Below are 24,837 nucleotides of genomic sequence, written 5' to 3' on the forward strand. Positions count from 1 at the left end.
CACCGGCGGGTTCGGCGTGCGCACTACAATCACGGCGTGATTCCTCCCCGCACGTCGTCCCGCACCCGATGAGCGCGCCCGCAGCGCTGGCCCGCCGGCTGGGCCTCGTCGATGCGATCGCCATCGGCCTGGGCTCGATGATCGGCGCCGGCGTGTTCGCGGCGTTCGCCCCCGCCGCCGCGGCCGCCGGCTCAGGCCTGTTGATCGGCCTCGCGATCGCCGCCGTCGTCGCCTACGCCAACGCGACGTCGTCGGCGCAACTGGCCGCACAGTTCCCGACCTCCGGGGGCACCTATGTCCACGGCCGGGAGATGATCGGCCCGTGGTCGGGGTTCTTCGCCGGCTGGTCGTTCGTCATCGGCAAGACCGCCAGTTGCGCGGCGATGGCGTTGACGTTCGCCTCGTACGCCGCCCCTACGGGGTGGGAGAAGCCGGTCGCCGTCGCCGCGGTCCTGGTGCTCGCGGCTGTCAACACGGTCGGGGTCACCCGCACGGCCGCCCTCACGAAGGTGATCGTGGGCGTCGTGCTGGCGGTGCTCGCGCTCGTGGTCGTGGCCGCCTCGGCATCCGGCGCCGGCTCCGCCGACAATCTGGCCATCGCCTCCGGCCCCCACGGCTGGTATGGCGTGCTGCAGTCGGCCGGGCTGCTGTTCTTCGCCTTCGCGGGGTATGCCCGCATCGCCACGATGGGTGAGGAGGTGCGCGATCCGCGCCGCACGATCCCCCGCGCGATCGTCATCGCGCTGAGCCTCGCCCTCATCGTCTACGTCGCGATCGCCCTGGCCGCGCTCGCCACCCTCGGCCCCGACCGCCTCGCGTCATCGTCGGCACCGCTGGCGGAGGTCGCCGCAGCGGGCGGGTGGACCTGGACCGCGCCAGTGGTGCGGGTCGGGGCGGCGGCGGCATCCCTCGGAGCCCTTCTCGCTCTCGTCGCCGGCATCGGCCGCACGAGCCTCGCGATGGCCCGCACGGGCGACCTGCCGCGGTGGCTCGCGGCCGTGCACCCACGCTACGCCGTTCCCCACCGTGCGGAACTGGTGCTCGCCGTCGTCGTGAGTCTTCTGATCGTGACGACCGACCTGCGATCCGCGATCGGGTTCTCGTCGTTCGGCGTGCTGCTGTACTACCTGATCGCCAACATCGCGGCGTTCCGACAGGATGCCGCGGCCCGCCGCTTTCCCCGCGCGCTGCAGCTCGTGGGCATGATCGGCTGCGTGGCACTGGTCGCGACCCTGCCGTGGCCCTCGATCGTCGGGGGCATCGTGGTCGCGGGCGTCGGCGTCGGCTATCGGGCGCTGCGGCTGCGGCGGGGCGGCTCCGCGTCGGCCTGACCGGGCCCGGACGCCGAAAGGCCGGCCGTGTCGGGCGGCGTGAGCGACGCGAACCACGGCGCGGCGATCCGGTCCACCGCGTCCCGATCGAGTCGCGCCAGCGCATCGAGTCCGAGGAGGTGCCGCGCGATCGTCATGCCGAGGATGCTGGAGACGATCATGGCTGCGCGCAGCTCGTCGTCGGCGTTCTCCGGCCCCTCCGCATCGTCGCGCCACGCCCGCACGAGACCGTCGGCACGTTCAGACAGATATTCGCGGAGGGCGTCGGCGGCCTCCGGCGCGGTGGGAGCGGATCGCAACAGCGCCTCGGTCGCCGGCGACAACGCACGCATCCGGGTCTCGAGAACCTCGGCCAGATGGCCCGTCGTATCCGCATCATCGAGCGCAACGGCCGGCAGGATCGCCGCCGCGAACAGCTTCTCCTTCGAGCCGTAGCGCTGCATGACGAGCGCGGGGTCGACTCCCGCCCGGCGCGCGATGCCGCGGATCGTCGCTTTGGCCGATCCGCCCGCCGCGAACTCCTCCTGGGCCGCGGCCACGATGCGCGCGCTCGTCTCGGCGCGCTGGTCGGCACGCGATCGCTGCTCATTCATGTTTTCACTCTACACGCGTTGAGCGAAGTGATAGCCTCGACTCAACAACCGTTGAGCGAAAGGACGTAGACGATGAAGAACTCCACCCCCGGCCGACCGATCGCGCTGATCGTCGGTGCCTCCCGCGGCCTCGGCTTCGCGGTCGCGACGGAGTACCTCCGCCTCGGCTACGAGGTGTACGGCACCGTACGTAGCGACGCTCACACACCGCTTCACGACCTCCGCGAAGCCGGGAGCGATGCCCTCCACATCGAGCGCGTCGACGTGACGTCGACCGGCGAGATCGCGGCGCTGCACGACCGTCTCGCTGCGCACCTGCGGGGCCGCGCGATCGACGTGCTGTTCGTGGTCGCCGGGGTGTCGCTCGCCCCGCAGGAGGCGCGAGCGATCGACATGTCGGATGCCGATATCGTCACGACGATGCTCACGAACGCGATCGCGCCGCTGCGCGTCATCGAAGGCCTCGACGATCTCGTCGGTCCCGACGCGACGATCGCGGTGATGTCCTCCGGCCAGGGAAGCATCGGTCGCAACGAGACCGGCGGTTTCGAGGTCTACCGGGCGAGCAAGGCCGCGCTCAACCAGCTCATGCGCAGCTATGCCGCTCGGCGCGGCACCGACCGGCCCCTGTTGCTGATGGCGCCGGGTTGGGTGCAGACGGACATGGGCGGCGCCGGCGCCCCGCTGACCGTGAGCGAGAGCATCCCCGCACTCGTCGCGACCGTGGAGCATCAGCGCGGCATCCCGGGACTGCGGTACCTCGACCGCCACGGCGAGCCCATCCCCTGGTGAGCGCGCAGGACGCCGCGGCGTCGACTCACGCCAGGGGCATCGACCAGGCCACCTCGATGCTCAGCCGACCGCTCTCTTGGAACATCCGCACCTGGTGGGTCTCGGCGAACAGCGCGGCGAGTTCGTCGCGGTCTGCGGGCGCGAAGCCGAGCGTCTGCCAGAATCCGCCCGATCTGCGGCTGAACAGCCACGCACTCGTCGCCCCTTCGACTCTTGCCTGAGACAGCGCGAAGAGCGCGAGGGCCGTTCCGCGGCCGGCGGCGCGCTGGCGCGGGTGGACGGCGACGCTGCGGACGAGAACGGCATCCCCGGCGGCGTTCAGCTCGTAGCCCGTGCTCCCGACGATCCGGCCCTCGGCATCGCGCTCGATCCACAGGCGCACGTCCGGCTCGTCGAGCCCGCTGAGAGTCAGGTCGACCTCGCGGAGGAACGCGGTGAGATCGGCCACGGCATCCGCCCCGCAGGGTTCGAGCACGAGGGGGGCGGCGGCGCCGTCCGCGACGTTCACGGCTGCGGCGTGGCGATGCTGACCGGCATCCCCCAGCCCGAGAAGTGCTGCGTGGTCGTCGTCTGCGTGCCGGCCACCGACACCGTGGCCTGAACACCGGCGGGCACGTGCCCGGAGGTCAGCCAGAGCGTCATCTCCTGCACGTCGGCGCCGACGGCGCTGAAAGGCGCGTCGGCCTGCACACGCCAGGCACGCGCCTGGGTGCCGTCGGGGAGGTCGACGACATCCTGGTCCTTCTGCACCGTCCAGGTCGGCGCGGACGAGATGAGCGATGCGGTGGCCGACGGGTCGGCGAACGCCCGGTAGGCCTGCCCGATGGTGCCCGCCAGCATCTTCTTCGGATCGGAGCTCGTCGCGTCTCCCTGCACCCAGGCCCCGTCGATCGTGACCCAGGAGGCATCAGGGGTGAGCACGAACGACGTCGTGCCGCCGCTGCTCGTGACCGTTCCGGACAGGGCCGGAGCATCGCCGAAGACGAAGTCCGCCGTCCCCGTCGTGCCATCGGATGCCGAGAAGGTCTCATGACCGCTGCCCGCCGCCTTCGAAAAGCCCACGACACAGGCGGCGAGGTCAGCGCCTGCGACAGCGGCATCCGCCGTCAGATCGACGGCGTCGCAGACGCTCGGCGCGGCGATGGTGGCGGGCCCGTTCGTCGCCGCGGACGGCGTGGGGCTCGCGACGGCGGCCGTCGTCGAGGCAGCGGGCGCAGGCCCGCCCGCGGCGCACGACGTCAGAGCCATCGTGGAGGCGAGAACGGCGAGCGTCAGAGCGGCAGGCAGAGATCGTCGCATGCGTCGAGCCTATGACAACCGTCTTCGCTGCGTCAGGACCGTCCGCCGCTACCCCCGCCGCGGCACGCGAGGATCGGCGAGTACGAGAAGAAGGACGGCGACGGCCGTGCCCACGATGACCCAGCCGATCGTGTGCATGCCGGCATCCGAAGCGGCCTGCGGGAAGGCCAGCGCGATCAGCGCCGAAGCGAAGATGGCGCCCAGATACCCCGCGGTGCGTGCGAGGCCCGACGCGACGGCGATCTGACCGGCGGTCGTCTGGGTGTACAGCGCGGCCTGGTTGCTCGTGGTGGTCATGCCCAGAACCACCCCGAACACGATGCTGAGCGCGACCAGGGCGATGACGTTCGTTGCCGCGTCGAGCAGAACGATCCCGACACCACCGACGAACATGGCGACACCGCTGACGACGAGCGGAGCGCGGATGAGGGCGTCGCGCGAGATGACGGCGGCGCCGACCGCCGCGACCGCACTCATCGGCAGCATGATCAGTCCGCTCGTCGTCGCATCCAGACCACGCCCCTGCTCGAGCCACTGCACGTAGCCGTACAGCACGGCGTATGCCGCCATCAGCGCAAGAGCTTGTCTCGCGTACGTCCGCACGAGCGGTCCGTTGCGTCGCAGCATCCGCACATCGATGAACGGGGCGGACGCGCGAAGCTCCCACACGACGAGGGCCGTCGTCGACAACACGAAGACCACGAGCGCGATCCACGACACGTGCCGGATGTCGGAGATCGCGGCGATGAGCGAGATCACAGCGGCGGCGAACAAGGCCATGCCGGCCGGGTCCAGCGCCTGTACGAGCGAGCCCCCGCCCCTCATGGTGCGCGGCGGATCTCGAGGCACCCACCGCAGCACGAGGCCGACCCCGATGAGGCCGAGCGGCACGTTCACGGCGAACACCGCGGGCCACCCCCACGCCGCCGTGAGCCAGCCGCCCACCGGCAGACCCAGCGCGGCCGTGACCTGACTGGCGATGGAGATGCCTCCGAGCACCGATCCCGGGATGCCGGTGCGCGCCGCGTCCGCACGGGTGCGGATGATCGCCATGGCACAGGGGTGGCCGGCAGCGGTGCCGATGCCCACGAGCGCCCGCGAGACGACGAGCCACGCGAATGTGGGAGCGAGTGCGCCGATGACGCCGGCCAGCGTCACGACGCCCAACCCGACGACGAGCATGCGACGTGGTCCGAACTGGCCCGCAAGGCGTCCCATGGCGGGCTGCCCGACGGCGCTGGCGACATACACCGCAGCGACGAGAGCGGCCGTCTGTCCTGCGCCGACCTGGAAGGCGGCGGCGATCGCGACGAGCGAGGTTGCGATGATCGAGGAGTTGAGGGGATTGAGCGACGTGCCCCACAACAGCGCCGTCACGAAGGGCGCGGGAAAAGGACGACGCATTCCTGCAGTTATACCCCTCCCTCCGTCGATGAAAGGCGAAGCCCAGCGACGAGCAGAGGCCCGTGCTAAGCTGGTGCGTCCCGCATCTCGGGCGCGGGTCCGTCCCACCCCTCTCGACGTCGAGAGCTCACCACTCGGACCACCACCTCCTACCCGCGGCATCTGTTCGCCGCCTGCATGTCCTGTGACGATGTGCACAGAAACGATTGATGATTCTCCTCACCTCACACGAGGTCACCTGGCGCCAGGCCGATCACGACGTGCACGTCGCGACGGTTCTGGGCGAGTACGCCGGGTTCGTCCATGACACGGATGCCGGCGCGCGCGCCTGCGGTGCTCAGGGGCAAGACCTCGGCATCCACGTCGACCTGGATGCCGCGCGCGCAGCTGTCACCGCAGCGCTCACCGGCTCCGCATCGACCCACACACGTCCGCGTCGCATTCGTCGACGCGGCACACCCGGTCGCTCCGGCGGCCCGAAAAACAGAAGGAAAGACACGATGGCCACTGGCACCGTGAAATGGTTCAACTCCGAGAAGGGCTACGGCTTCATCGCGCCGGACGACGGCTCCGCCGACCTGTTCGCGCACTTCTCCGCAATCGTCAGCGACGGCTTCAAGGAGCTGCGCGAAGACCAGAAGGTCGAATTCGACGCCGAGCGTGGCCCCAAGGGCATGCAGGCTGCGAACATCCGCGCCCTCTGATCCAGAGTCACGAAAGAGCCCGTCCCGACTGCTGTCGAGGCGGGCTCTTTTCGGTGGGCTCACCGAGAATTCAGGCTTTCGGGTCTGTCCGTGACGGCGCCGACTCTATCCCGGACTTGACTCTCACACCGTGTCAGACGCCACGATGACATGCATGACCGAGACCACGGATCTCATGACGATCGGACAGTTCAGCTCGCTGAGCCGCCTGTCCGTGCGCATGCTGCGCCACTACGACCTCCACGGGGTTCTCGTCCCCGCGCACGTCGAGCCCGCGAGCGGGTATCGGCGGTACGCGGCAGGACAGCTCCAGGATGCCGCGGACATCCGCAACCTGCGCGACATCGGATTCGGCGTCTCCGCCATCGGCATCCTCCTCGCCGCCCGCCACACGCCGGAGTGGACGAACGCGCTGCGCCTGCAGCGCGAGACCCTGCTCGAGGAACAGCACGCGGCCCAGGGACGTGTCTCTCTCATCAACAGACTGCTCGAGCAAGGAGAAGCCACTATGTCCATCACCGTCAGCCGCACGACCGTCCCCGCGATGACGCTCGCCAGCCTCCGCGGCACCGTCCCCACCTACGCCGACGAGGGTCAGCTCTGGGGACGCATGATGCCCGCGCTGAGCGCCCAGTCGATCACGCCGATCGGACCCTGCGGGGTCATCGAACACGATGATCAGTACACCGAGCTTGACGTCGACCTGTCGATCTTCGTGCCGGTCGCGCCCGGTACGCGGGTCGACGCGCCCCTCGAGATCGTCGAGCTTCCGGAGCGCGACTGCCTCGTGGCGCGCGTGGTCGGCCCGTACGACCAGATCACGGCAGCCCATGATCTGATCAACCGGCGGATCGCCGATGACGGACTGCGCGTGCGCAGCGACGACACCGTCGCCGCACGTGCGTTCAACATCTACCTGAACACGCCCGCCGAAGTCAGCGCCGACCAGCTCGTCACGGAGGTCTACGAACCGCTCGCCTGAGCCGGCGTGCTGTCGCCCGTGCGGTGCTGGCCGGTGACGATCGGGTCGGCGACCGCGCGGGCGATGGCATCGTCCACGAGCTGCGCCAGGCGTTCGGGCGGGTATGCCACGGGGTCCAGAACCGCCTGCGTCGCGAGACCGAGCATCGCCGCGTGCAGCAACTCGGCGGTCGTGTTCGGATCGCGGTCGACCTGCCGGCGGCCCGGCGCCGCGTTCATCGCGTCGGCAACGAGGCGGGTGAGCTTGTCGCGACTGTCGCGGTAACGCTGAGCATGGGAGGTCGCGCGTCGAGAGTCGGCGAGCGCCGCATCCCACGAACTCACCCAGATGCGCGTCGCCGACCGCGACGTCGGGTCCAGCGGCAGCATGCCGAGCAGCGCCGTCCGCAAGGCCGCGAGCGGTTCGGCCGGCGTGGCGGTCTCGCCCTCGGCCCGCCGGGAGGCGAGCAGCTCCAGCGCGTAATCGGCGAGCGCATCCTTGGACGGGAAGTAGTGGGTGACCGTGCCGGTGGTCGCGCCCATTTCCGCCGCGACGACACGGAGCGACAGCCCGACGAAGCCGTCGCGGTCGAGCACGCGCCACACAGCCTCGGCCACCTCGGCCTGCCGGTCGCTGCGCGAGCGCTCGGTAAGGGACATGGGTCTAGACTGCCCCACATAACGATCGTTATGGAAGGTGCCATGTTCCGCCGAGACCTCTCCCCCACCGCCACGCTGCGACCGCTCGAGGTCTGGCATGCCCAGGAGTTCGCCGCGCACCTGGAGCGGGCGCGCGAGCACATCCGTCCGTGGGTCGGTGCCTCGTTCGTCACCGACACCGTCGACGGCGCCCGCGCCACCCTGCAGCGGTACGCGCAGAACGCGGCCGACGACGGAGGGCGCCTGTTCGGCATCTGGAACGACGGGCAGCTGGTCGGCGGAGTCATGTTCGTGAGCTTCAGCGCCGCCGCGGGCCAGTGCGAGATCGGATGCTGGCTCGAACCGGCCGCCGAGGGACGGGGACTGGTGACCGCGGCATCCCGGGTGCTCGTCGACTACGCCCTCCGCGAGCGCGGTCTGAACCGGGCCGAATGGCGCTGCCGGGCCGACAACGAGCGCAGCGCCGCCGTCGCCCGCCGACTGGGGATGACCCTCGATGGCACGCTGCGCGGAGCGTGGCTCAACGGCGGCGTCTTCCACGACAAGCAGGTGTGGGCGCTGCTGCGCGACGAACTCGCGGCGAGATGACCGCCCACCGACGCCCTTCTCGAACGGCCTCACGCTAGCGGATGTACGGGAGCTCACCCGCCGGCGGTGAGAGCTTGGCTGCGATTCGTTCGATCAGATCGCGGTGCAGCATGTCGCGGCTGCGCCACGCGAGACCGACCTGCAGGGAGATCTCGCCTGAGGCGAGTGGGTACGTCGCCGCAGTGTTCAGATCGAAGAAAGCGGCCGCAGGCAGCTCGTCACTGTGCGTGATCAGCATGACCTCTCCCGTCCGCGCCATGCGTCCACGCAGACCGACGATCTCGCGCAGATCGATCTCTTCGACTGCCTCGACACCTGCGGCGTGGATCGTATCGACGAACGCGTTCATCGCCGTCGGCTGCATCATGAGCGGCAGGGTGAGCATGCGCCGGCCGGCGAGGTCCGTGAGGTGCAGCGGTCTGCCGAGATCGAGCGACGTGTCGCCGTCGGCGACCGCGACGACGTAGCCGTACTGCGCCAACGGCAGCGACGAGATGCCGAGGGCGTCGGTCGGAAGATGGACCAGCGCGAGATCGAGCTGGCCGTGTCGCAACGCTCTGAGAAGTGAGGACGACAACTCCGACGCGTAGCCGAGCGCCCCGCCCGCGACTTCTTCGCTGACCTCCGCGAGACGCTGGTTGAGGACGCGCGAGGTCCACGGCGTTCCTCCGACGCGGAAAGGGACGGAGCCTGCCGCGGACAGTGCCTCGGCCTCGTCGGCCTGCGCGATGATCTCCACCGCCAGCGGCAGGAACCGCTCGCCGAGGGGCGTGCGCTCGAGCTGATGATACGTGCGCTGGAACAGTTCACCGTCCAGCCGACGCTCAAGCTCGCGGATCGTGCGACTCAGCGGCGACGGCGTGACGTGCAGCTCTTCGGCGGCGGCACTGATCGTGCCCAGACGCGACACCGCGACGAACGCCCTCACCTGCGAAAGCTCCACGGGCTCACTCTACGCATCGGCTTCGTGTCCCGACGGGTCCGATGTTCACCCCTTCAGCGTGCGCTTTCGGTCCGGTGCAACGTGCGGCTCACGCGAAGCGCAGCGGCGTCAGTCGGGGTACCGGTACCTCGCGCGCCGGGCACGATGCGGGCGACCGGGTTTGCGCTGGGCCTGAGCAGCGGCCGTGACAAAAGTGGCATCAAGCCGCGGCGCCTCCCATGCCGCGGCGGCCACACCGGCCGGCACACATGACACGAAGGAGTGACGATGGATGCCGTTTCCTCACCCGAGCTGGATCGCCCCCTCACCGGCATCCGCATCATCGACGCCGTCGACGGTCCCTTGCAGACCGTCGGACGCATCCTGTCCGACCTCGGCGCCGAGGTCATCCGCATCGAAGCCCCCGGTGGATCGCCGGCGCGCCGCGAAGGCGTGTTCGTGGGCGCCGACAACCTCACCTTCGGCCTGAAGAACCGGGGCAAGCGCCACGTCATCGTCGACGTCACCAGCGCCCCGGGAGCCGCCGACTTCCTGCGCCTCGCGGCATCCGCCGATGTCGTCATCCGCGACGGATCGGCGTGGACCTGGGCCGATCGAGGGCTGTCGGCGGCGACCATGCGCGCGGCGAACCCTCGACTCGTCGTCGTGGAGATGAGCGACTTCGGCAACTTCGGCGACCGCTCCTCGTGGCACGCGACGCCGGACGTGCACGCGGCGTTGAGCACCGTACTGTCCCGGTCGGGGCTGCCCGACGTCGACGAGCCGCTGCTGCCGCCGGAGTTCCTGGCGTACGAGTCCGCGGCGATCCAAGCGGTGTGGGTGGTGCTGCTGGAGCTGGCGCATGTGCGCGCCACCGGCCAGGGCGACATCGCCGACTTCTCGGTGCAGGAGGCGCTGATCCAGATTCTGGATCCGGTGTTCGGCATCGGCGGCAGCGCGCGAGCGGGTGTTCCCCTCAGCGACCTGCCGCGGGGCCGGCCCGACGCGCGGCATCTGTATCCGATCTTCCGAACGACGGACGGCTGGGTGCGCATCTGCGTGCTCTCGAAGCGGCAGTGGCAAGGCATGTTCGAGTGGCTCGGCCGGCCCGAGGCCTTCGCCGACCCGCGCTACGACAACACGCAAGCGCGCTTCGCCGCCGCCGCGACGCTGTATCCGATCATCGGGGCCATGTTCGCCGGGCTCACGATGGAGGAGGCGGTCGAGCAGGGCCAGCAGCGGGGTGTTCCGACCGCGGCTCTCGCCGATGCGACCGACGTACTCGCGCAACCGGCCTTCCGCGAGAGCGGCTCGTTCGCCGACGCGCCCGACCTCGCCGCCGGCGCCGTCGCGCCCACAGGCTGGTTCGAGATCGACGACCAGCGTGTCGGCGCTCGGTCCGGCGATGGCCGACCGGTGGATGCCGCGGCCTTCTCCTTCGCCGCGCGCGAGAGCTTCCCCACCCTCCAGCCCGGAGCTCACGCGGGGCGAGCGCCCTTCGAGGGCCTGCGCGTCCTGGACCTCGGCGTGATCGTCGTGGGCGCCGAGCTGGGACGCCTGTTCGCCGACTACGGCGCCGACGTCATCAAGATCGAATCGAGCGCGTTCCCGGACGGCTCGCGTCAGACGCTGGGCGGCGAGCTCATCAGCGAGGGCTCGAGCTGGGGCATGCGCAACAAGCGAAGCCTCGGACTGAACCTGCGCTCCGAGGAGGGGCGGCGCCTGTTCAGCGAGCTCGTCGCGGTCAGCGACGTGATCCTCACCAACTTCAAGCCCGGCACGCTCGCGTCCCTGGGCTTCGACATGCCCACGCTGCTGCAGCTGAACCCGCGCATCGTGCTGTCGGAATCGAGCGCGTTCGGCAACCACGGCCCGTGGAGTCGGCGCCTCGGCTACGGTCCGCTGGTGCGCGCGAGCGCCGGACTGTCGACGCTGTGGTCCTACCCGGGCAACGACGACGGCTACAGCGACGCCATCACGATCTTCCCCGACCACGTCGTCGCGCGCCTGAACGCCGCGGCGATCGTCGCGCTGCTGCTGCGCCGCGACCGCACGGGCAGGGGCGGCCGCGTCAGCACCGCACAGATCGACGCGATCTTCGGCGCGATGGCCGACGCGCTGGCGGCTGCCTCGCTGCAGCCGGACGCGGCGCCGCGGGCCGAGGGCAACGACCGCGGCGGCGATGCGTTCCGCGGCGTCTTCCGCACCGCCGGCGACGACGAATGGCTGGTCGTCGACGCCCGCGGAGACGAGCGCTTCGCGGCGGTCAGCCGCACGATCGGACGACCCGACCTCGCGGCGGATCCGGCGTTGGCCACCGCGGCCGCCCGCTGGCAGCACCGCGATGAGCTGCGTGCGATCCTCGCCGCCTGGGCGCGCGAGCGCAGCGGAGCAGATGCTGCGGCATCCCTCCAGGCGGCGGGCGTGCCCGCCGGGCCGATGCTCCGCCTCGACGACATTCAGACCGACCCACATCTGCGCCTGCGGGGCGCGTTCGGCCAGCTCATCCAGCCCCAGTTCCCGGCGCCGCTTCCCACCAACCTGGGCGAGGCGCGCACGATGACCCTCGCCGAGCCCACGCTCGCGCCCGCGCCGCTGGCGGCAGAGAACACCCGAGCCGTGCTCGCGGACGTGCTCGGCACGGCACCGGAGGAGATCCAACGATTGTTGGATGCCGGGGACCTCGAAGAGCACCCCGCGGCCCCGGTCCCGCTCCCTACCGCGGCCCCGGCAGCGGCGGCGACCGCGACGGCCTGAACCGTCACCACCGTGAGGACACCGTGAGAACCGAAAGCGCAGAGAAGATGACCACGACCACCGATCCCCTCCCCACCCTGGATCTGCCCGCCGAGCCCGTTCCCGTCGGCGGTGACGGCGCCGTCCGCGCCGAGCTGCGGGGCCACGTGCTGCTCGTCACGATCGACCGCCCCGAGGCACGCAACGCCGTCAACCGTGCCGTGACGATCGGCATCGGTGACGCGCTGGAGATCGCGGACCAGCGCAGCGACATCTGGGTCGTCATCATCACCGGCGCCGGCGACCGGGCGTTCTGCGCCGGCGCCGACCTGAAGGCGGCGGCCGCCGGCGAGCTCGGTGTGGACGGTGACGAGCGACGCGCGGCGTGGGGCTTCGCCGGGTTCGTCTCGCACCACGTCTCGACGCCGATCATCGCCGCCGTCAACGGCTTCGCGCTCGGCGGCGGCACCGAGATCACGCTCGCGAGCGACCTCGCCGTCGCCGCCGACAGCGCCGCCTTCGGCCTGCCCGAGGTCAGCCGCGGCATCGTCGCCGGCGCGGGCGGCGCCTTCCGCCTGCCGCGCGCGATTCCCGAGAAGGTCGCCCTGGAGGCGATCCTCACCGGGCGGCCGCTCACCGCGCAGCGCGCGCTCGAACTCGGTCTCGTCAACCGGGTGGTTCCCCTCGCCGAGCTGCTGCCGGCGGCGTTCGCGCTGGCCGACGACATCGTGCGCAACGCGCCGCTCGCCGTGCAGATGAGCAAACGCATCGCGAAGGGCATCAGCGACGGCGTCATCGCCGACGAGAGCGACGACTGGCACCGCTCGAACGAGGAGGTCGCCACGATCATGTCGAGCGCGGACGCCCGCGAAGGCTTGCGCGCCTTCGCCGAGAAGCGCGCGCCGCGCTGGGAAGGGAAGTGACATGACCAGAACACGCACCGCCATCGCCGGTCTCGGCATGAGCGAGCTCGGCAAGGTCTACGGGTACACCGCGGCGCAGTTCGCCGCGATCGCCGTCCGCGACGCCGCCGCCGATGCGGGACTGACCCTCGGCGACATCGACGGGCTGTTGGTGTCGGGCGGCCTCAGCGGCGGCGTCGGGCTCGACCTTCAGGTCGCGCTCGGACTCACCGACCTGAACCTGCTGACCGTGATGCAGGGGTACGGCTCCACGGCCGCGCAGATGGTGCAGTACGCGTCGATGGCCATCGACAGCGGCACGGCACGCACGGTAGCGATCGTCTGGGCCGACGATCCGCTGACAGCCGACCGCGGTGGTGCCGCCGCGTATGCGTCGGCCCGCCTTCCCCGCGGATGGCAGGGGATGCTGGCCGCCAGCGGCATCGTCAGCGCGAACACGACCTATGCGCTGGCGGCCCGGCGGCACATGCAGCACTACGGCACGACGAACGATCACTTCGCCGCGATCGCGGTGGCCCAGCGCGAATGGGCGGCCCTCAACCCGCTGGCGCAGCTGCGCACGCCGATCACGCGCGAGGACTACCACGCGTCGCGGTGGATCAGCGAGCCGTTCCACCTGCTGGACTGCTGCCTCGTCTCCAACGGCGCGATCGCGATGATCGTCACCTCGCTCGATCAGGCGCGCGAGCTGCCGCAGCCGCCCTTGGAGGTGCGGGGGTGGGCGCAGACCCACCCGGGCCGAGGCGGCATCCGCAACGACGACTTCGGCCTCGTGACGGGAGCCGCCCGCTCCGGCCCGGCCGCCCTGCGCATGGCCGATACGACCCTCGACGAGATCGACGTCGTGGAGGTCTACGACTGCTACACCTACACCGCCCTCGTCACGCTGGAGGACTACGGGTTCGTGCCGAAGGGCGAGGGCGGACCCGCGCTGGCCGAAGACGGCATGCTCGGCGTCGGCGGCCGGCTCAAGGTCAACACCGGGGGCGGCGAGCTGTCGTCGTACTACCTGTGGGGCATGACGCCGCTGTCGGAGGCGGTCATCCAGGCTCGCGGGCAGGCCGGCGAGCGCCAGGTCGAGAAGCACGATCGGATTCTCGTCTCGGGCAACGGCGGCACCCTCGATCACCACGCGACTCTCGTGCTCGGCACGGTCTGAACTCGGCACGGTCCGAAGAGGAGGATGACATGGCCATGATTCCGGTACGTCGCGACGCGGCGACCGCCGCGTTCTTCGATGGCACCGCACGCGGGCAGTTCCTGCTGCTGCGCGACACGACGACGGGTGAGTTGTGCGATCCGCACACCGAGACCGCATTCGACCGGCAGCGTTTCGTGCCCGAGGCGGCGTGCGGGCGCGGACACGTCGTCTCGTGGGCGGCGCCGCACACCCGCATGCCGGACGGCTCCACCCTGCGCACGGTCGTCGGCATCGTGCAACTCGAAGAGGGCCCGTGGTGGTGGACCGAGCTGCGCGGCTTCGACGACGACGACCCGCAGGGCGCGGCCGTCGTCGTCGCCTTCGAGAAGTCCGGGGAGGGCGACGCCGACGAGGTGGTGCCGTACTTCGTGAAGCACGCGAGCTGACGCCGCGGCATCCGTCGTTCACGGGATGCCGCACGCCTCCCGCTCGCGCTTTCCTATGCTGAGGAGGTGCAGACCCCACAGCCTCACGACGAGCCGACCGCGCCGCGCCGTCGCCGCGGCGTCGTGCGCACGCTCGTCGTGATCGCCGCGGTCTGCCTCTCGGTGCCTCTCGTCATCGCCCTGTGGATCGGCGGCATCCTCGGAGCGCGCGAGCTCGGCATCGCCGTCTCGGCCAACCAGGTGTTCGCCTGGATTCTCGCCGGCATGGTCGCGCTGCTCCTGTGGCCGCTGCTGCAGCGGCGCACCGCGCGCGAGTCGTGGCGGGCCGAGCACGGCGAACCTCTGCCCCAGAGGCGTCCGACGCCGATGGATGCCGCGGCGCGCGTGGTGGTGCGCGTGATCGGCACGGTGGCGCTGATCGCGATCTGCGGACCGCAGGACATCGCTGCCGCCCTCTCATCGCTGCGCAACGTCGCCGCCCCGGGGTACGCCTCGTCGGCCGCTCTCCTGCAGCTGGTGGCATTCGTGCTGGGCGTCGTGCTGCTCCTTCCCGCGATGCTGGTCACCGGCCGCGCGCTCGGCCGCACTCCCCGCGACGACCCTCGCTACCTCGACCTGCAGCTGCGGCAGAACTGGTACGCCGCCGCCGCGATGTCGTGGGCGGGAGCGCTGGTCATCGGCATCCTGTTCGCCTGGCTCGTCCTCGCCGTGCTCTGACGAGGGCGGCCGCTCACCGCGCGTCGAGCGCGTCGACGAGGTGCCGGTTGCGCTCGACGATCACCCTCCGCAGGTAGGGCACGAGGATCAGCCGCTCTGCGAGCGCCCCGAAGATGGGCGAGGAGAGCGTGATCGTGTCCGTCATGATCGTGCCACCGTCGCCGTCGTCGTCGAACACGTGCTCGTGCCGGAACGACCGGAACGGGCCGTGGGTCTGCTCGTCGACGAACCGTCGGGGTCGGTCGAGCTCCGCGATGCGTACGGTCATCGTGAACCAGATGCCGATATGGCGCGCCCGCCAGGTGACCGTCTCCCCCAGCCCGATCCCGCCGGCGGTCACGCCATCGATCGCGCGCTCCTCGGATGCCGACATCGACGCCAGATGCGCATCGATGTCGAGCGAGAGGTCGAACAGCCGCTCACCGGGGACGCGCGCGGGTGATGACCGTGAAGGAGCTCGCCATGCGTCGATCCTCGCAGCCGCGCGATCAGGAGCCGTCGGCGACGATCTCGGCTTTGGCGCCCGCCGAGTTCTCGAGCCAGCCGGCGTAGTGGTCGGGACCGCCCGCGTGCGGATAGCGGTCGTGGTACAGCGGCGTCCACCCCTGCGCGGGCGCGGCGGCCATGATGGCGTCGACGCGCGTGCGGGTTCCTCCGTGGAAGGCCAGGTGGTTCACGCCAGGCGCCCGGCGATCGTGCGCGGCGCGGGAGAGGTTCGGCGACGTCGTGAGCGTAAAGTACGCCCCTCCGGCGCTCCACGACTCCCCCTCGGACCACGAGCTGTCGCGTTCGAAGCCGAGTTGCGCAAGCAGCCAGCCCCACTCGAGGCGAGCCTCTGCGAGGTCGGCGACCCACAGCTCGACGTGATGGAAACCCGGCACGATGGCCAGTCTTGCAGGCTTACGCGTCCGTGGACGGCGCCTCGGCAGGGCCGCCGGCGTCCCGCCAGGCGGGAAAGCCCCCGTCCACATGCGAGACGTTCGTGAAGCCCTGCGCGCGCAGTTTCTCGGCCACCGGACCGGATCCACGAACCGATCCGCAGACGATGACGATTTCCTGGTCCCACTCGGTGACCTCGGCCAGTTTCTCCGGCGAGTCGAGGAAGAACTGCGCATCGAGGCGGGTGCGGTCCCCGCGGATCGACCCCGGGATGACGCCGTCCTTCTCTCGTCCTGCGTCGCTGCGCACGTCGACCACGAGAGCTCCCGCGGCCAGCCGCGCCGCGGCATCCTGCGGGCTGATCAGCGGCGCGTCGTAGACGGGTTCGTCGGCCGAGGCCAGGGGAACGGTCGATGACGTGGTCGGCGACGTGTGATCTGGCACGGGGGCTCCTTGGGGCGCTGACATCGGGCGAGGTACGCGTCGACGATAGGCGCAAAGGACCGTCGCCGGCGTGCGGGACGTCGCCGCGTTGCTCTGTGTGACGCCGCGCTACGGATGATCTCGGGCCGTGACGATCGACGTTTGCCGCGCGTCCCGCGCACTCTCTACCGTCAGTCAACCGGCTCGCCACCGATGTGCCACCGATGAGCCGCCCACCACCACAGCCCGAAAGAGGCACCCCGATGACCGACACTCTTCCGCGCAGCCGCGGCGCGATCACGGCCGCACCCGACGCGCCTGTCCCCTCCCCCGATCCACGGCGCTGGGACCTCGGCACGATTCCCGTCGTGCGCACGAAGCACTGGTTCCGCTGGACGCTGGCGGCCGTCGTCATCTTCGTCCTCGCCCAGTTCGCCTGGTCGCTCGTAACCAACGAGAACTACGAGTGGGACGTGTTCGCGCGGTACTTCTTCTCCGAACCGGTGCTGCGAGGACTCGGGCTGACGCTCCTGTACACGGCGGTATCTGCGGCGGCGGGCTTCGTCCTTGGGACGGTAATCGCGTTGGCACGGCTGTCGAAGTCGCCACTGTTGAGCAGCGCCGCCTGGCTCTACATCTGGTTCTTCCGTTCGGTGCCGTTGGTCGTGCAGCTCGTGGTCTGGTACAACCTCGGCTACCTGTACCCGACGCTCGGCCTCGGTACACCGTTCACGACCGACTTCTGGATCGTCTCGTTTCCCACCGTCCAGCTGATTTCGGCCTTCGCCGCCGGCGTCCTCGGCCTCTCGCTGCATCAGGCTGCTTACTCCGCGGAGATCATCCGCGGCGGCCTGTTGTCCGTCGACCAGGGTCAGCTCGAGGCGGCAGCTTCTCTCGGCATCCCGCCGCGCAGACGACTGACACGCATCGTGCTGCCGCAGGCGATGCGCTCGATCATCCCCAACGCGACCAACGAGGTGATCGGACTCGTCAAGGGCACCTCAGTGCTGTTCGTGATCGCAATCCCGGAGCTGTTCTACGCGGTTCAGGTGATCTACAACCGCAACAGCCGGGTGATCCCGCTGCTGCTGGTGGCCGTCGTCTGGTACACGATCGTCACCACGATCCTGAGCATCGCGCAGTACTACATCGAACGGCATTACGCCCGGGGCAGCGTGCGGGTGCTTCCCCCGACGCCCGTCCAGCGGGCGCGGGTGTGGCTCGCCGCCCAATGGGCGCGACTCGGAGACGACGTCGCGCCCGAGGACCCGCACGCTGACGCTCAGAAGAAGACAAACGACGGAGGTGTCGCATGAGCACGTCCGGGCTCGTAGAGATCCACAACGTACACAAGAGCTACGGCGGCGTCGAGGTCCTGAGCGGCATCGATCTGACCATCGCCCCGGGCGAGGTGGTGGCCATCCTCGGCGCCAGCGGCTCCGGGAAATCGACGCTGCTTCGCACCATCAATCATCTCGAGACGGTGGATGCCGGTTCGGTCACGGTCGACGGCGAGTTCATCGGATACGAGCGGCGCGGCGGCAAACTGCACGAACTACGCGAACGCGACGTGCTCGCACGGCGCACACAGATCGGCATCGTCTTCCAGAACTTCAACCTCTTCCCGCACCTGACTGCATGGGAGAACGTCGCCGAGGCGCCCGCCGCACTCGGCCGCCTCTCGAGGGACGACGCCCGCCAGCTCGCCTTGGGACTGCTCGACCGGGTGGGTCTCGCCGACAAAGCAGACCGCCATCCGCGCCAGCTCTCCGGCGGTCAGCAGCAGCGTGTCGCGATTGCGCGCGCTCTCGCGCTGAAGCCGAAAGTGATCCTCTTCGACGAGCCGACCAGCGCACTCGACCCTGAGTTGGTCGGCGAAGTGCTCGATGTCATCCGCGACCTCGCCCAACTCGGCACGACCCTCGTGATCGTGACGCACGAGGTCGGATTCGCTCGCGAGGTCGCCGATCGTGTGGTCTTCCTCGACGGCGGCCGCGTGATCGAGCAGGGCCCGGCGCGCGACGTTCTGGAACGCCCCCAGCACCCGCGCGTGCGGGAGTTCCTCGCCAAAGTCCTCTCCTGACCACCTCATCTCCCCCTCTCACCCGACACAGAAAGCACCTCAGAGCACATGGCCATCAGCAAGAAGCAGGGCATCGCCCTCGGAATCGGTGTCGTCGCCGTCGCCGCGATCGTCGGCGGCATCATCACCGCCGTGAACGTCAACAGTTCGGCGACCGCCGCCGAGCCGTCACCGATCGCGACGAGCGCGAATGTCTCAACGAGCGACATCACCACGATCCATCTCGACGGGCCGGTGCCCGCGGCGGTCGAGGCACTCAAGAAAAGCGGCTTCACGCCGATCGAGCCGGGCAAGCTCACCGTCGCGGTGGGCGCTTTCGTCCCACCGCTGAGCTACCAACCCGAAGGCACCTCGGCGGCGGCGGACGTCGCGGGGACGGAGCCGAACATCGGGTCCCTGATCGCCGAGGCGCTCGGTCTCACCTACAACCCCGTGGTGGTCGCGTGGGCCGATTGGCCCCTCGGCATCCAGTCGGGCAAGTACGACCTGATCGCATCGAACGTCACGGTCACCGAAGAGCGCAAGGAGCTCTACGACTTCGCGAGCTACCGCGTCGACCAGCTCGGCTTCTACGTCAAGTCCGACAGCACCATCACGAACATCGCGAGCGCCGACGACATCAGCGGCCTCAAGATCATCGTGGGCTCCGGGACCAACCAGGAGAAGATCCTCCTGGCGTGGAACGCCGAACTGGAGAAGAATGGCAAGGCCCCGGCAGAGCTCGTCTACTACGACGACAATGCCGCAGCGACGCTGGCGGTGCAGTCCGGCCGCGCCGACGCCACCTTCGGTCCCAACGCCACCGCGGCGTGGTCGGCGCGCGAGACCGGCGACACCAAGCTTGTGGGGTTGGTGTCGGGCGGATGGCCTCTGACCGCGAACATCGCCGCGGGCACCAAGAAGGGCAACGGGCTGATCGAGCCCGTCCAGATCGCTCTCAACGCGATCATCGCCGGCGGCCAGTACGACGACCTGTTGAAGGCGTGGGGCCTGGAAGGCGAGCGCGTCGACAAGAGCGAGGTCAACCCGCAGGGACTTCCCAAGTCCTGAATATCGTTGACGACACCGGCCGGTCTCCGAGCGGAGCCGGCCGGTATCGTCGTCTTCTGGAGAATCGCATGCCTGTCACCATCCGCCTCGTCCGCACCGAGGAGTACGTACGCGCGGGCGACGTCACGGCCGACGCCTACCTCGCCAGTTACGGTGACCTCTCGGAGGGCTACCTCGCTTCGCTGCGCGACGTTGCCCGGCGCGTGACGGAGGGCGACGTCTGGGTCGCCCTCGACGAGTCCGATGAGATCGTCGGAACAGTCTGGGTATCGCAGCCCCATCGCGCCCTCAATCCCGATATCGGCCGACCGGGAGAGACCGACTTTCGTCAGCTCGCGGTCGCTCCGGCAGCCCGCGGGCGAGGCATCGGTGCCGCCCTGACCCGTCACGTCATCGAGCTCGCACGAGAGCGCGGGTCGCACCGCGTCGTGATGAACTCGGGACCGGAGATGACGGGTGCTCACGCACTGTACGCGAAGCTCGGCTTCCAGCGGCTCCTCGATCGGGAACAGCCGCGCGAACTCGAGCCGGGTCGGATCGTGACGCTTCTCGCCTTCGGGTACGACCTCACCCCCGAGCCGGGTCACGCTCCCGCGTCGAGCGGCGAGGGCACGGCCGGCTGATCAGGCGGGAGCCGGGGCGGACAGCTCCGAGACCGAAAGGGCCGAGCCGGTCAATGCCGCCACGACGGCAGCAGCGATCCGGTCGCTCTGCCGGAACGACAGCGCGTCGCTGCGCGGACGCGTGAACGCCCCGGCCTCGGGGTGAGAGGTGAACGGACCGATGGCGAACAGCGCGTCGTGCGGCACCCCGTCGGCACGGACCACCCGGCCGTCGCCGTCGACGACAACACGACCGAGTGAGCGCGTCTTCTCCCCGTCCGCCACGCGCAGCAGGCGGCCATGAACCGTCGCGAGCTGGCGCAGGGCTGCACTCTCGCTGGTCGCCGCGGCGCCCGACGGCAGCCACGCGTCCACGAGGATCGATGCTGTGGTCGTACCGGGGCGCGAGGGACTGGAGGCGACGAACGAGGACCCGGTACTGGAGGCGTCGAGGGCGACGCGCACATCGGGTCCGAAGAAGCGCACGACGCCGGCGTCGGCGAGCGCGAGGAACTCTTCGAGGCGGTGCGCGGGCGGACCGCTCGCGACGTAGCTGAAGAACGTGTGCCAACGAACAGGCAGCAGTTCGGCCCGCGAACGCGCATTCCAGCGCTCCGCCGGAATCTCGCTGAGCGCGAGGAACGACAGCAGCATCGCGAAGAACAGTCCCTGCGCGGCGCTGCGCTCCGGCGCGGTGCGCAGATGCAGATCCGCGCGGATGTGCGCCGCGACGGCGGCGTGGGCATCGTCGGCGTCGGCGAAGCACGCTCCGGCGAGGGGCCGATCGAGCGCGACGATGTCGAGCCGGTCGAGCGGATCGGGCACGAGCGCGGCGAGCGCCGCGTGCAGCGCGGGGTCATCCCACGCGTGTGCTGCGAGCAAGCCGGCGGCCTGCTCCCACGTGCCGCTCACTCGGTCGGGGTGTCCGGTGAACAGCTCGCGGTAGTGCCCGTGGAGGAGCTCCGCCGCGATCAGCGGCCAGGCATCACGTTCGAAGTCGAGCAGCCGGTCGTCGTCGGATGCCGCGAGAGCGGCGATGACGCTCGGTGTCAGCACGTCGCGGCGCGGAGCATCGCCCTGGATCTGCGACGACACCTTGGAGCGGTACGGAACGCCCCGGCGCGAGCCCAGGTGCAAACGCGGCTCATGTCCGGAGGGGACGTAGCGCAGCCCGTCGGCGGTGGTCTCGAACCAGCCGCCGCGACCCTGGGTGAGTAGGACGACGAGGTCAACGGCGGCGAGGCCCATGCCACGGACGATGACCTCGGATCCGGCGGGGATGCCGTCGAGATCGAGGTCGGCCGTGAACGCGGGCGGGTAGTAGTCCAGCCCGGCGCGGCGCGCGGCATCCGCGAGCACGGCGGCCGGCTCGTCCGCGGCCGGGACCTCGGCGGTGTGCCCGATCGCGTAGACCACGGCATCCGCCGTCAACCGCGCACCGGAGGCGAGCGTCACATCCCACCTCGGGCCGGCGCGGTGCACGCCCAGAACCTCGTCGACGTGCGTGCGGACGAAGACTCCCTCCGGGGCCGAGGCGATCACCCTCCGCGCGAACCACCCCAGGTAGTGGCTCTGCAGCCGCCGGGTGGGAAAGCTGGTTCCGGTGAGCGCGCGCGCCTCGGTGGCGACGAGTTCGTCGTCGATCTCGACGTCACCCAGCCGTCCGTCGCGCCACTGCTGCACCCACTCGATCAGTGACGGGCCCGCCACGACAGGCCCCTCGATGGAGCACGTCTCGTCGGTGAAGACCGTGACGTCCTGGGCCATCGAGTTGAGTTTCAGCAGCGGCGACTGCGCCCGACGCCAGATCCGCCCCGCGCCGGCCGGATGCGGGTCGACGATGTCGATGTGCACGTCGGCGGGCACCCCGGTGTCGGCGGCGGCGCGTGCGACGATCCGTTCGAGGAGCATGAACGCGCGCGGTCCTCCCCCGACGATGACCAGGCGAGACGTCATCGCGCGGCGGCAGCGCCGACGGGACGGACGGCGGGCAGTCCGAGCAGGTCGCGCAGCGTGGCCCCCTCCTCGTACGCCTCACGGTACGAGCCGCGCTCCTGCAGGAGAGGCACGACGCGGTCGGCGAACTCGTCCAGGCCGTGCGGGGTGAGGTGTCCGACGACCGTGAAGCCGTCGGTGGCGCGCTCCTGCACGTAGCGGTCGATCTCGGCGGCGATGTGCGCGGGCGTGCCGACGAACGTGTGCCGAGCCGTCAGACGGATGACGACCTCACGGATGCTGAGGTTCTCGCGCTCGCTGAGCTCGCGCAGCGCGGTGATGCGCTTGCGAACGGCGGCGTGCCGGTTCGCCCACCCGTGGTCGGATTCGGCCCCGGTGTCGGGCTCGATCTCCGGGAGCGGTCCGTCGGGATCGTAGCCGCTGAGGTCGCGCCCCCACACCTGCTCGACATAGGTGAGGGCGGTCTCCGGCCGAACCTGCTGCAGCGCGATCGCGCGTGAACGCTCCGTCGCCTCGTCCGCGGTGTCGCCGATGACGAAGGTGGCGGCGGGGAGGATCTTGAGCGACTCCTCGTCGCGACCGTCCGCGGCAAGCCTGCCCTTGACGTCGTCGTAGAACGCGCGCGCGTCGTCGAAAGCGGTGTGCAGCGAGAAGATCACCTCCGCGTGCGCGGCGCCGAAGTCGCGGCCGTCCGCGGAGTCGCCCGCCTGCACGATGACCGGCCGCCCCTGCGGCGAGCGGGGCACATCGAACACCGCGTCGACGTCGAACTGTGCGCCATTGTGACGGACACGCGCCGGGGCGCCGTCACGTAGATACTGACCCGTCTCGACATCCGCGACGATGTCCTCGTCCGACCACGAGTCCCAGAGCTTCTTCGCCAGCTCCGCGAACTCGGCCGCGCGTGTGTAGCGGTCGGCGTGATCGAGGTAGCCGCCGCGCCGGAAGTTGGCGCCGTGGAACGCGTCGGAGCTGGTGACGGCGTTCCACCCGGCACGCCCGCCGGAGAGCCAGTCGAGCGTGGCCAGTTCGCGGGCCAGCTCGTACGGCTCGTTGAACGTCGTGTTGAGGGTGCCGACGAGCCCGACGTGGTCGGTGACCGCGGCGAGCGCCGCCAGCACCGACAGCGTGTTGGGGCGTCCGACGACGTCGCGCCCGTGGATGCGTCCACGGTGTTCGCGCAGGCGCAGGCCCTCGGCCAGGAAGACGTAGTCGAACAGGCCCTTCTCGGCCGTGCGACCGAAGTACTCGAAGGAGGAGAAGTCGATCTGACTGCCCGAGTGCGGGTCGTTCCACACCGTCGTGTTGTTGACGCCCGGAAAATGCGCGGCGAGGTGGATCTGGCGACGGCTCATGCGAAGGCCTTCTCTCGGGTCGGGGTCGTCGTCGGACGGGTCAGCCCGAGCCGGCCGCGCAGACTGACGCGATCGTCGCGGACGAGACCGCCGAACGCGTCGAGCAGCGGCACGACGCGGTCGGTGATGGCAGCGACATCCCGCGGCTGACGTGCGGGACGCAGGCGCACACCGTCGACGCCGGCGGCGGCCAGCGCGCGGATCTCGTCGACGACCTCCAGCGGGGTGCCCACGACGATGCGCGCGTCGGACGCGAACGCGGCCCCGGCGAGATCGTCGAGCCGGGCGGCGGCGTCACGCGCGGCGGCGGAGGTCTCCTCGATCAGCACGACGAGGTCGGCGAACACGCGGAGGCGTTCGCGGCCGTGCCGGTGGGCGGCGACCGCCTGGTCGAGCTCGGCGAGGATGCCGGTGGCGGAAGCGTCGTCGTGCGGCGTGATGAACACGACGTCGGCGTGGGCTGCGGCGAGGGCGAACGGCACGCTCTGATGTGCGAGCACGGTGATCAGCGGGCGCCCCTGCGGCGAGCGCGGCACGATCGACGCCCCCTCGACGGAGAAGAACTCGCCCTCGAACCGCGCGGGGTGCACGCGGTCGGGATCGAGGAAGAGTCCGGCCGCCGCGTCACGCACGATCGCATCGTCGTCCCACGAGTCCCACAGGCGCGTGAGCACCTCGGCGAACTCGCCGGCCTCGCGGAAGGCGGCGAGCAGTTCGGGGGCATCTTCCACCCGTCCGGATGCCGGGAGGGCGCCAGGACCGGTGGCGCGGCGACCGAAGTTGGCGCGCTCGGCGGGTGACGAGCCCGCGACGAGGCGGACGCCGGCCCGGCCCCGGCTGGCGAAGTCCAGCGTCTGGATGCCGGTGGCGACATGGAACGGCTCGGGGTGGGCGGTCGTGGCGGTGGGAACCAGCCCGATCCGCTGCGTGTGCGGCGCGAGGAACGACGCGATCAGCACGGCGTCGAGGCGACCTCGCACGCGGTGCGGCGCTGGGGAGTCGGCTGGCTCGACGCGGTCGGTGAAGCTCAGTGCGTCCTCGATCGTCGCCAGCACGATGCCGGCTCGGTCGGCGTCGGTCACGAGACGTCGCCAGTACGCGGGGCTCTGGAGGTCGTGCGGCGTCGCCGAGCGCTCCCGCCACGCGGCGGGATGCCACCCGGCCCGATCCAGGGCGAGGGCGAGGTGTACCTGAGCTGTCATGACTGCCACTGTGCGGACGGCGAGCGGGCGGCGACAATCAGCGCCGACATGCGACGTCGCACCCCGACACG

At 70.4% G+C, this 24,837-nt stretch carries 26 protein-coding genes; 14 read left to right on the plus strand and 12 right to left on the minus strand.

Features of this window, described 5'->3' with window-relative positions:
- Positions 1-68: 68 nt before the first annotated feature.
- Positions 69-1,331, plus strand: a complete 1,263-nt coding sequence (locus ACT53O_RS10145) for an APC family permease (protein WP_476152217.1) — start codon at positions 69-71, stop codon at positions 1,329-1,331.
- Here the strand turns inward: ACT53O_RS10145 and ACT53O_RS10150 are convergent.
- The gene (locus ACT53O_RS10150) at positions 1,286-1,924 is read right to left on the minus strand and encodes a TetR/AcrR family transcriptional regulator (protein WP_476152219.1); all 639 of its coding nucleotides are present in this window, start codon (positions 1,922-1,924) and stop codon (positions 1,286-1,288) included. The genes ACT53O_RS10145 and ACT53O_RS10150 overlap by 46 nt on opposite strands.
- 72 nt (positions 1,925-1,996) lie before the next feature.
- On the opposite strand from ACT53O_RS10150, the gene ACT53O_RS10155 reads away from it, so the two are divergent.
- Positions 1,997-2,716: an SDR family NAD(P)-dependent oxidoreductase gene (locus tag ACT53O_RS10155; RefSeq protein ID WP_476152221.1), complete on the plus strand. Its 720-nt coding sequence runs from the start codon at positions 1,997-1,999 to the stop codon at positions 2,714-2,716.
- A 25-nt stretch (positions 2,717-2,741) separates the two neighbouring features.
- Here ACT53O_RS10155 and ACT53O_RS10160 read toward each other — a convergent pair whose 3' ends face one another.
- The 3 genes from ACT53O_RS10160 to ACT53O_RS10170 are packed head-to-tail and all read right to left on the minus strand — an operon-like array spanning position 2,742 to position 5,419.
- Positions 2,742-3,224 (minus strand): GNAT family N-acetyltransferase, encoded by a 483-nt coding sequence (locus ACT53O_RS10160; protein ID WP_347417463.1) that lies wholly within the window; start codon positions 3,222-3,224, stop codon positions 2,742-2,744.
- Positions 3,221-4,015 carry a hypothetical protein gene (locus ACT53O_RS10165; protein ID WP_476152224.1) on the minus strand — a complete coding sequence of 265 codons (795 nt, stop codon included), beginning with the start codon at positions 4,013-4,015 and terminating at the stop codon, positions 3,221-3,223. The genes ACT53O_RS10160 and ACT53O_RS10165 overlap by 4 nt, the downstream gene beginning before the upstream one ends.
- 48 nt (positions 4,016-4,063) lie before the next feature.
- Positions 4,064-5,419, minus strand: coding sequence for an MFS transporter (locus tag ACT53O_RS10170; protein WP_476152226.1), 1,356 nt, complete (start codon positions 5,417-5,419; stop codon positions 4,064-4,066).
- A gap of 500 nt (positions 5,420-5,919) precedes the next feature.
- Between ACT53O_RS10170 and ACT53O_RS10175 the strand changes: the two genes are divergently transcribed.
- Both ACT53O_RS10175 and ACT53O_RS10180 read left to right on the plus strand, forming a co-directional pair.
- A complete protein-coding gene (locus tag ACT53O_RS10175; RefSeq protein ID WP_036283106.1) occupies positions 5,920-6,123 on the plus strand; it encodes a cold-shock protein in 204 nt (67 codons plus the stop codon).
- 154 nt (positions 6,124-6,277) lie between these two features.
- A complete protein-coding gene (locus ACT53O_RS10180; protein WP_476152228.1) occupies positions 6,278-7,105 on the plus strand; it encodes a MerR family transcriptional regulator in 828 nt (275 codons plus the stop codon).
- On the opposite strand, the gene ACT53O_RS10185 is transcribed toward ACT53O_RS10180, so the two are convergent.
- The gene (locus ACT53O_RS10185; RefSeq protein ID WP_347417466.1) at positions 7,087-7,743 is read right to left on the minus strand and encodes a TetR/AcrR family transcriptional regulator; all 657 of its coding nucleotides are present in this window, start codon (positions 7,741-7,743) and stop codon (positions 7,087-7,089) included. The two genes, ACT53O_RS10180 and ACT53O_RS10185, sit on opposite strands and share 19 nt — an antisense overlap.
- A 42-nt stretch (positions 7,744-7,785) precedes the next feature.
- Between ACT53O_RS10185 and ACT53O_RS10190 the strand changes: the two genes are divergently transcribed.
- Positions 7,786-8,331 carry a GNAT family N-acetyltransferase gene (locus tag ACT53O_RS10190; RefSeq protein WP_347417467.1) on the plus strand — a complete coding sequence of 182 codons (546 nt, stop codon included), beginning with the start codon at positions 7,786-7,788 and terminating at the stop codon, positions 8,329-8,331.
- Between the two features lie 34 nt (positions 8,332-8,365).
- Here the strand turns inward: ACT53O_RS10190 and ACT53O_RS10195 are convergent, their stop codons facing one another.
- Positions 8,366-9,274, minus strand: a complete 909-nt coding sequence (locus ACT53O_RS10195) for a LysR family transcriptional regulator (RefSeq protein ID WP_347417468.1) — start codon at positions 9,272-9,274, stop codon at positions 8,366-8,368.
- Between the two features lie 267 nt (positions 9,275-9,541).
- Here ACT53O_RS10195 and ACT53O_RS10200 point away from each other — a divergent pair, with 267 nt between their 5' ends.
- The 5 genes from ACT53O_RS10200 (at position 9,542) to ACT53O_RS10220 (ending at position 15,216) form a co-directional block, all read left to right on the plus strand.
- A complete protein-coding gene (locus ACT53O_RS10200) occupies positions 9,542-12,010 on the plus strand; it encodes a CaiB/BaiF CoA-transferase family protein (RefSeq protein ID WP_347417469.1) in 2,469 nt (822 codons plus the stop codon).
- A gap of 47 nt (positions 12,011-12,057) precedes the next feature.
- A complete protein-coding gene (locus ACT53O_RS10205; RefSeq protein ID WP_135950092.1) occupies positions 12,058-12,912 on the plus strand; it encodes a crotonase/enoyl-CoA hydratase family protein in 855 nt (284 codons plus the stop codon).
- A 1-nt stretch (position 12,913) separates the two neighbouring features.
- Complete coding sequence (locus ACT53O_RS10210; protein WP_476152232.1) at positions 12,914-14,071, plus strand: thiolase C-terminal domain-containing protein; 1,158 nt, start codon at positions 12,914-12,916, stop codon at positions 14,069-14,071.
- A 29-nt stretch (positions 14,072-14,100) separates the two neighbouring features.
- Positions 14,101-14,499, plus strand: a complete 399-nt coding sequence (locus ACT53O_RS10215) for a PhlB family protein (RefSeq protein ID WP_036317231.1) — start codon at positions 14,101-14,103, stop codon at positions 14,497-14,499.
- Between the two features lie 66 nt (positions 14,500-14,565).
- Positions 14,566-15,216, plus strand: a complete 651-nt coding sequence (locus tag ACT53O_RS10220; protein WP_347417470.1) for a hypothetical protein — start codon at positions 14,566-14,568, stop codon at positions 15,214-15,216.
- A gap of 13 nt (positions 15,217-15,229) precedes the next feature.
- Here ACT53O_RS10220 and ACT53O_RS10225 read toward each other — a convergent pair whose 3' ends face one another.
- From ACT53O_RS10225 to ACT53O_RS10235, 3 genes are all read right to left on the minus strand, one after another.
- A complete protein-coding gene (locus ACT53O_RS10225) occupies positions 15,230-15,589 on the minus strand; it encodes an SRPBCC family protein (RefSeq protein ID WP_476152235.1) in 360 nt (119 codons plus the stop codon).
- Between the two features lie 115 nt (positions 15,590-15,704).
- Entirely contained in the window at positions 15,705-16,097 is a 393-nt protein-coding gene (locus ACT53O_RS10230) for a VOC family protein (protein ID WP_347417472.1), read from the minus strand.
- A 19-nt stretch (positions 16,098-16,116) separates the two neighbouring features.
- Positions 16,117-16,539, minus strand: a complete 423-nt coding sequence (locus ACT53O_RS10235) for a rhodanese-like domain-containing protein (protein ID WP_347417473.1) — start codon at positions 16,537-16,539, stop codon at positions 16,117-16,119.
- A gap of 242 nt (positions 16,540-16,781) precedes the next feature.
- Here ACT53O_RS10235 and ACT53O_RS10240 point away from each other — a divergent pair, with 242 nt between their 5' ends.
- From ACT53O_RS10240 to ACT53O_RS10255, 4 genes are all read left to right on the plus strand, one after another.
- The gene (locus ACT53O_RS10240; RefSeq protein ID WP_347417474.1) at positions 16,782-17,834 is read left to right on the plus strand and encodes an amino acid ABC transporter permease; all 1,053 of its coding nucleotides are present in this window, start codon (positions 16,782-16,784) and stop codon (positions 17,832-17,834) included.
- Complete coding sequence (locus ACT53O_RS10245) at positions 17,831-18,601, plus strand: amino acid ABC transporter ATP-binding protein (protein ID WP_347417475.1); 771 nt, start codon at positions 17,831-17,833, stop codon at positions 18,599-18,601. Before ACT53O_RS10240 ends, ACT53O_RS10245 begins: the two co-directional genes overlap by 4 nt.
- A 48-nt stretch (positions 18,602-18,649) precedes the next feature.
- Complete coding sequence (locus tag ACT53O_RS10250; protein ID WP_347417476.1) at positions 18,650-19,651, plus strand: ABC transporter substrate-binding protein; 1,002 nt, start codon at positions 18,650-18,652, stop codon at positions 19,649-19,651.
- 68 nt (positions 19,652-19,719) lie between these two features.
- Positions 19,720-20,274 carry a GNAT family N-acetyltransferase gene (locus ACT53O_RS10255; protein ID WP_347417477.1) on the plus strand — a complete coding sequence of 185 codons (555 nt, stop codon included), beginning with the start codon at positions 19,720-19,722 and terminating at the stop codon, positions 20,272-20,274.
- Here ACT53O_RS10255 and ACT53O_RS10260 read toward each other — a convergent pair whose 3' ends face one another.
- The 3 genes from ACT53O_RS10260 to ACT53O_RS10270 are packed head-to-tail and all read right to left on the minus strand — an operon-like array spanning position 20,275 to position 24,766.
- Entirely contained in the window at positions 20,275-22,209 is a 1,935-nt protein-coding gene (locus ACT53O_RS10260; RefSeq protein ID WP_347417478.1) for an FAD/NAD(P)-binding protein, read from the minus strand. It lies immediately after the preceding gene.
- Positions 22,206-23,564, minus strand: coding sequence for an NtaA/DmoA family FMN-dependent monooxygenase (locus ACT53O_RS10265; protein ID WP_347417479.1), 1,359 nt, complete (start codon positions 23,562-23,564; stop codon positions 22,206-22,208). Before ACT53O_RS10265 ends, ACT53O_RS10260 begins: the two co-directional genes overlap by 4 nt.
- Positions 23,561-24,766, minus strand: a complete 1,206-nt coding sequence (locus ACT53O_RS10270) for an LLM class flavin-dependent oxidoreductase (protein ID WP_347417480.1) — start codon at positions 24,764-24,766, stop codon at positions 23,561-23,563. The genes ACT53O_RS10265 and ACT53O_RS10270 overlap by 4 nt, the downstream gene beginning before the upstream one ends.
- Positions 24,767-24,837 lie beyond the last annotated feature (71 nt).

The organism is Microbacterium sp. DMC48, from assembly GCF_056313825.1.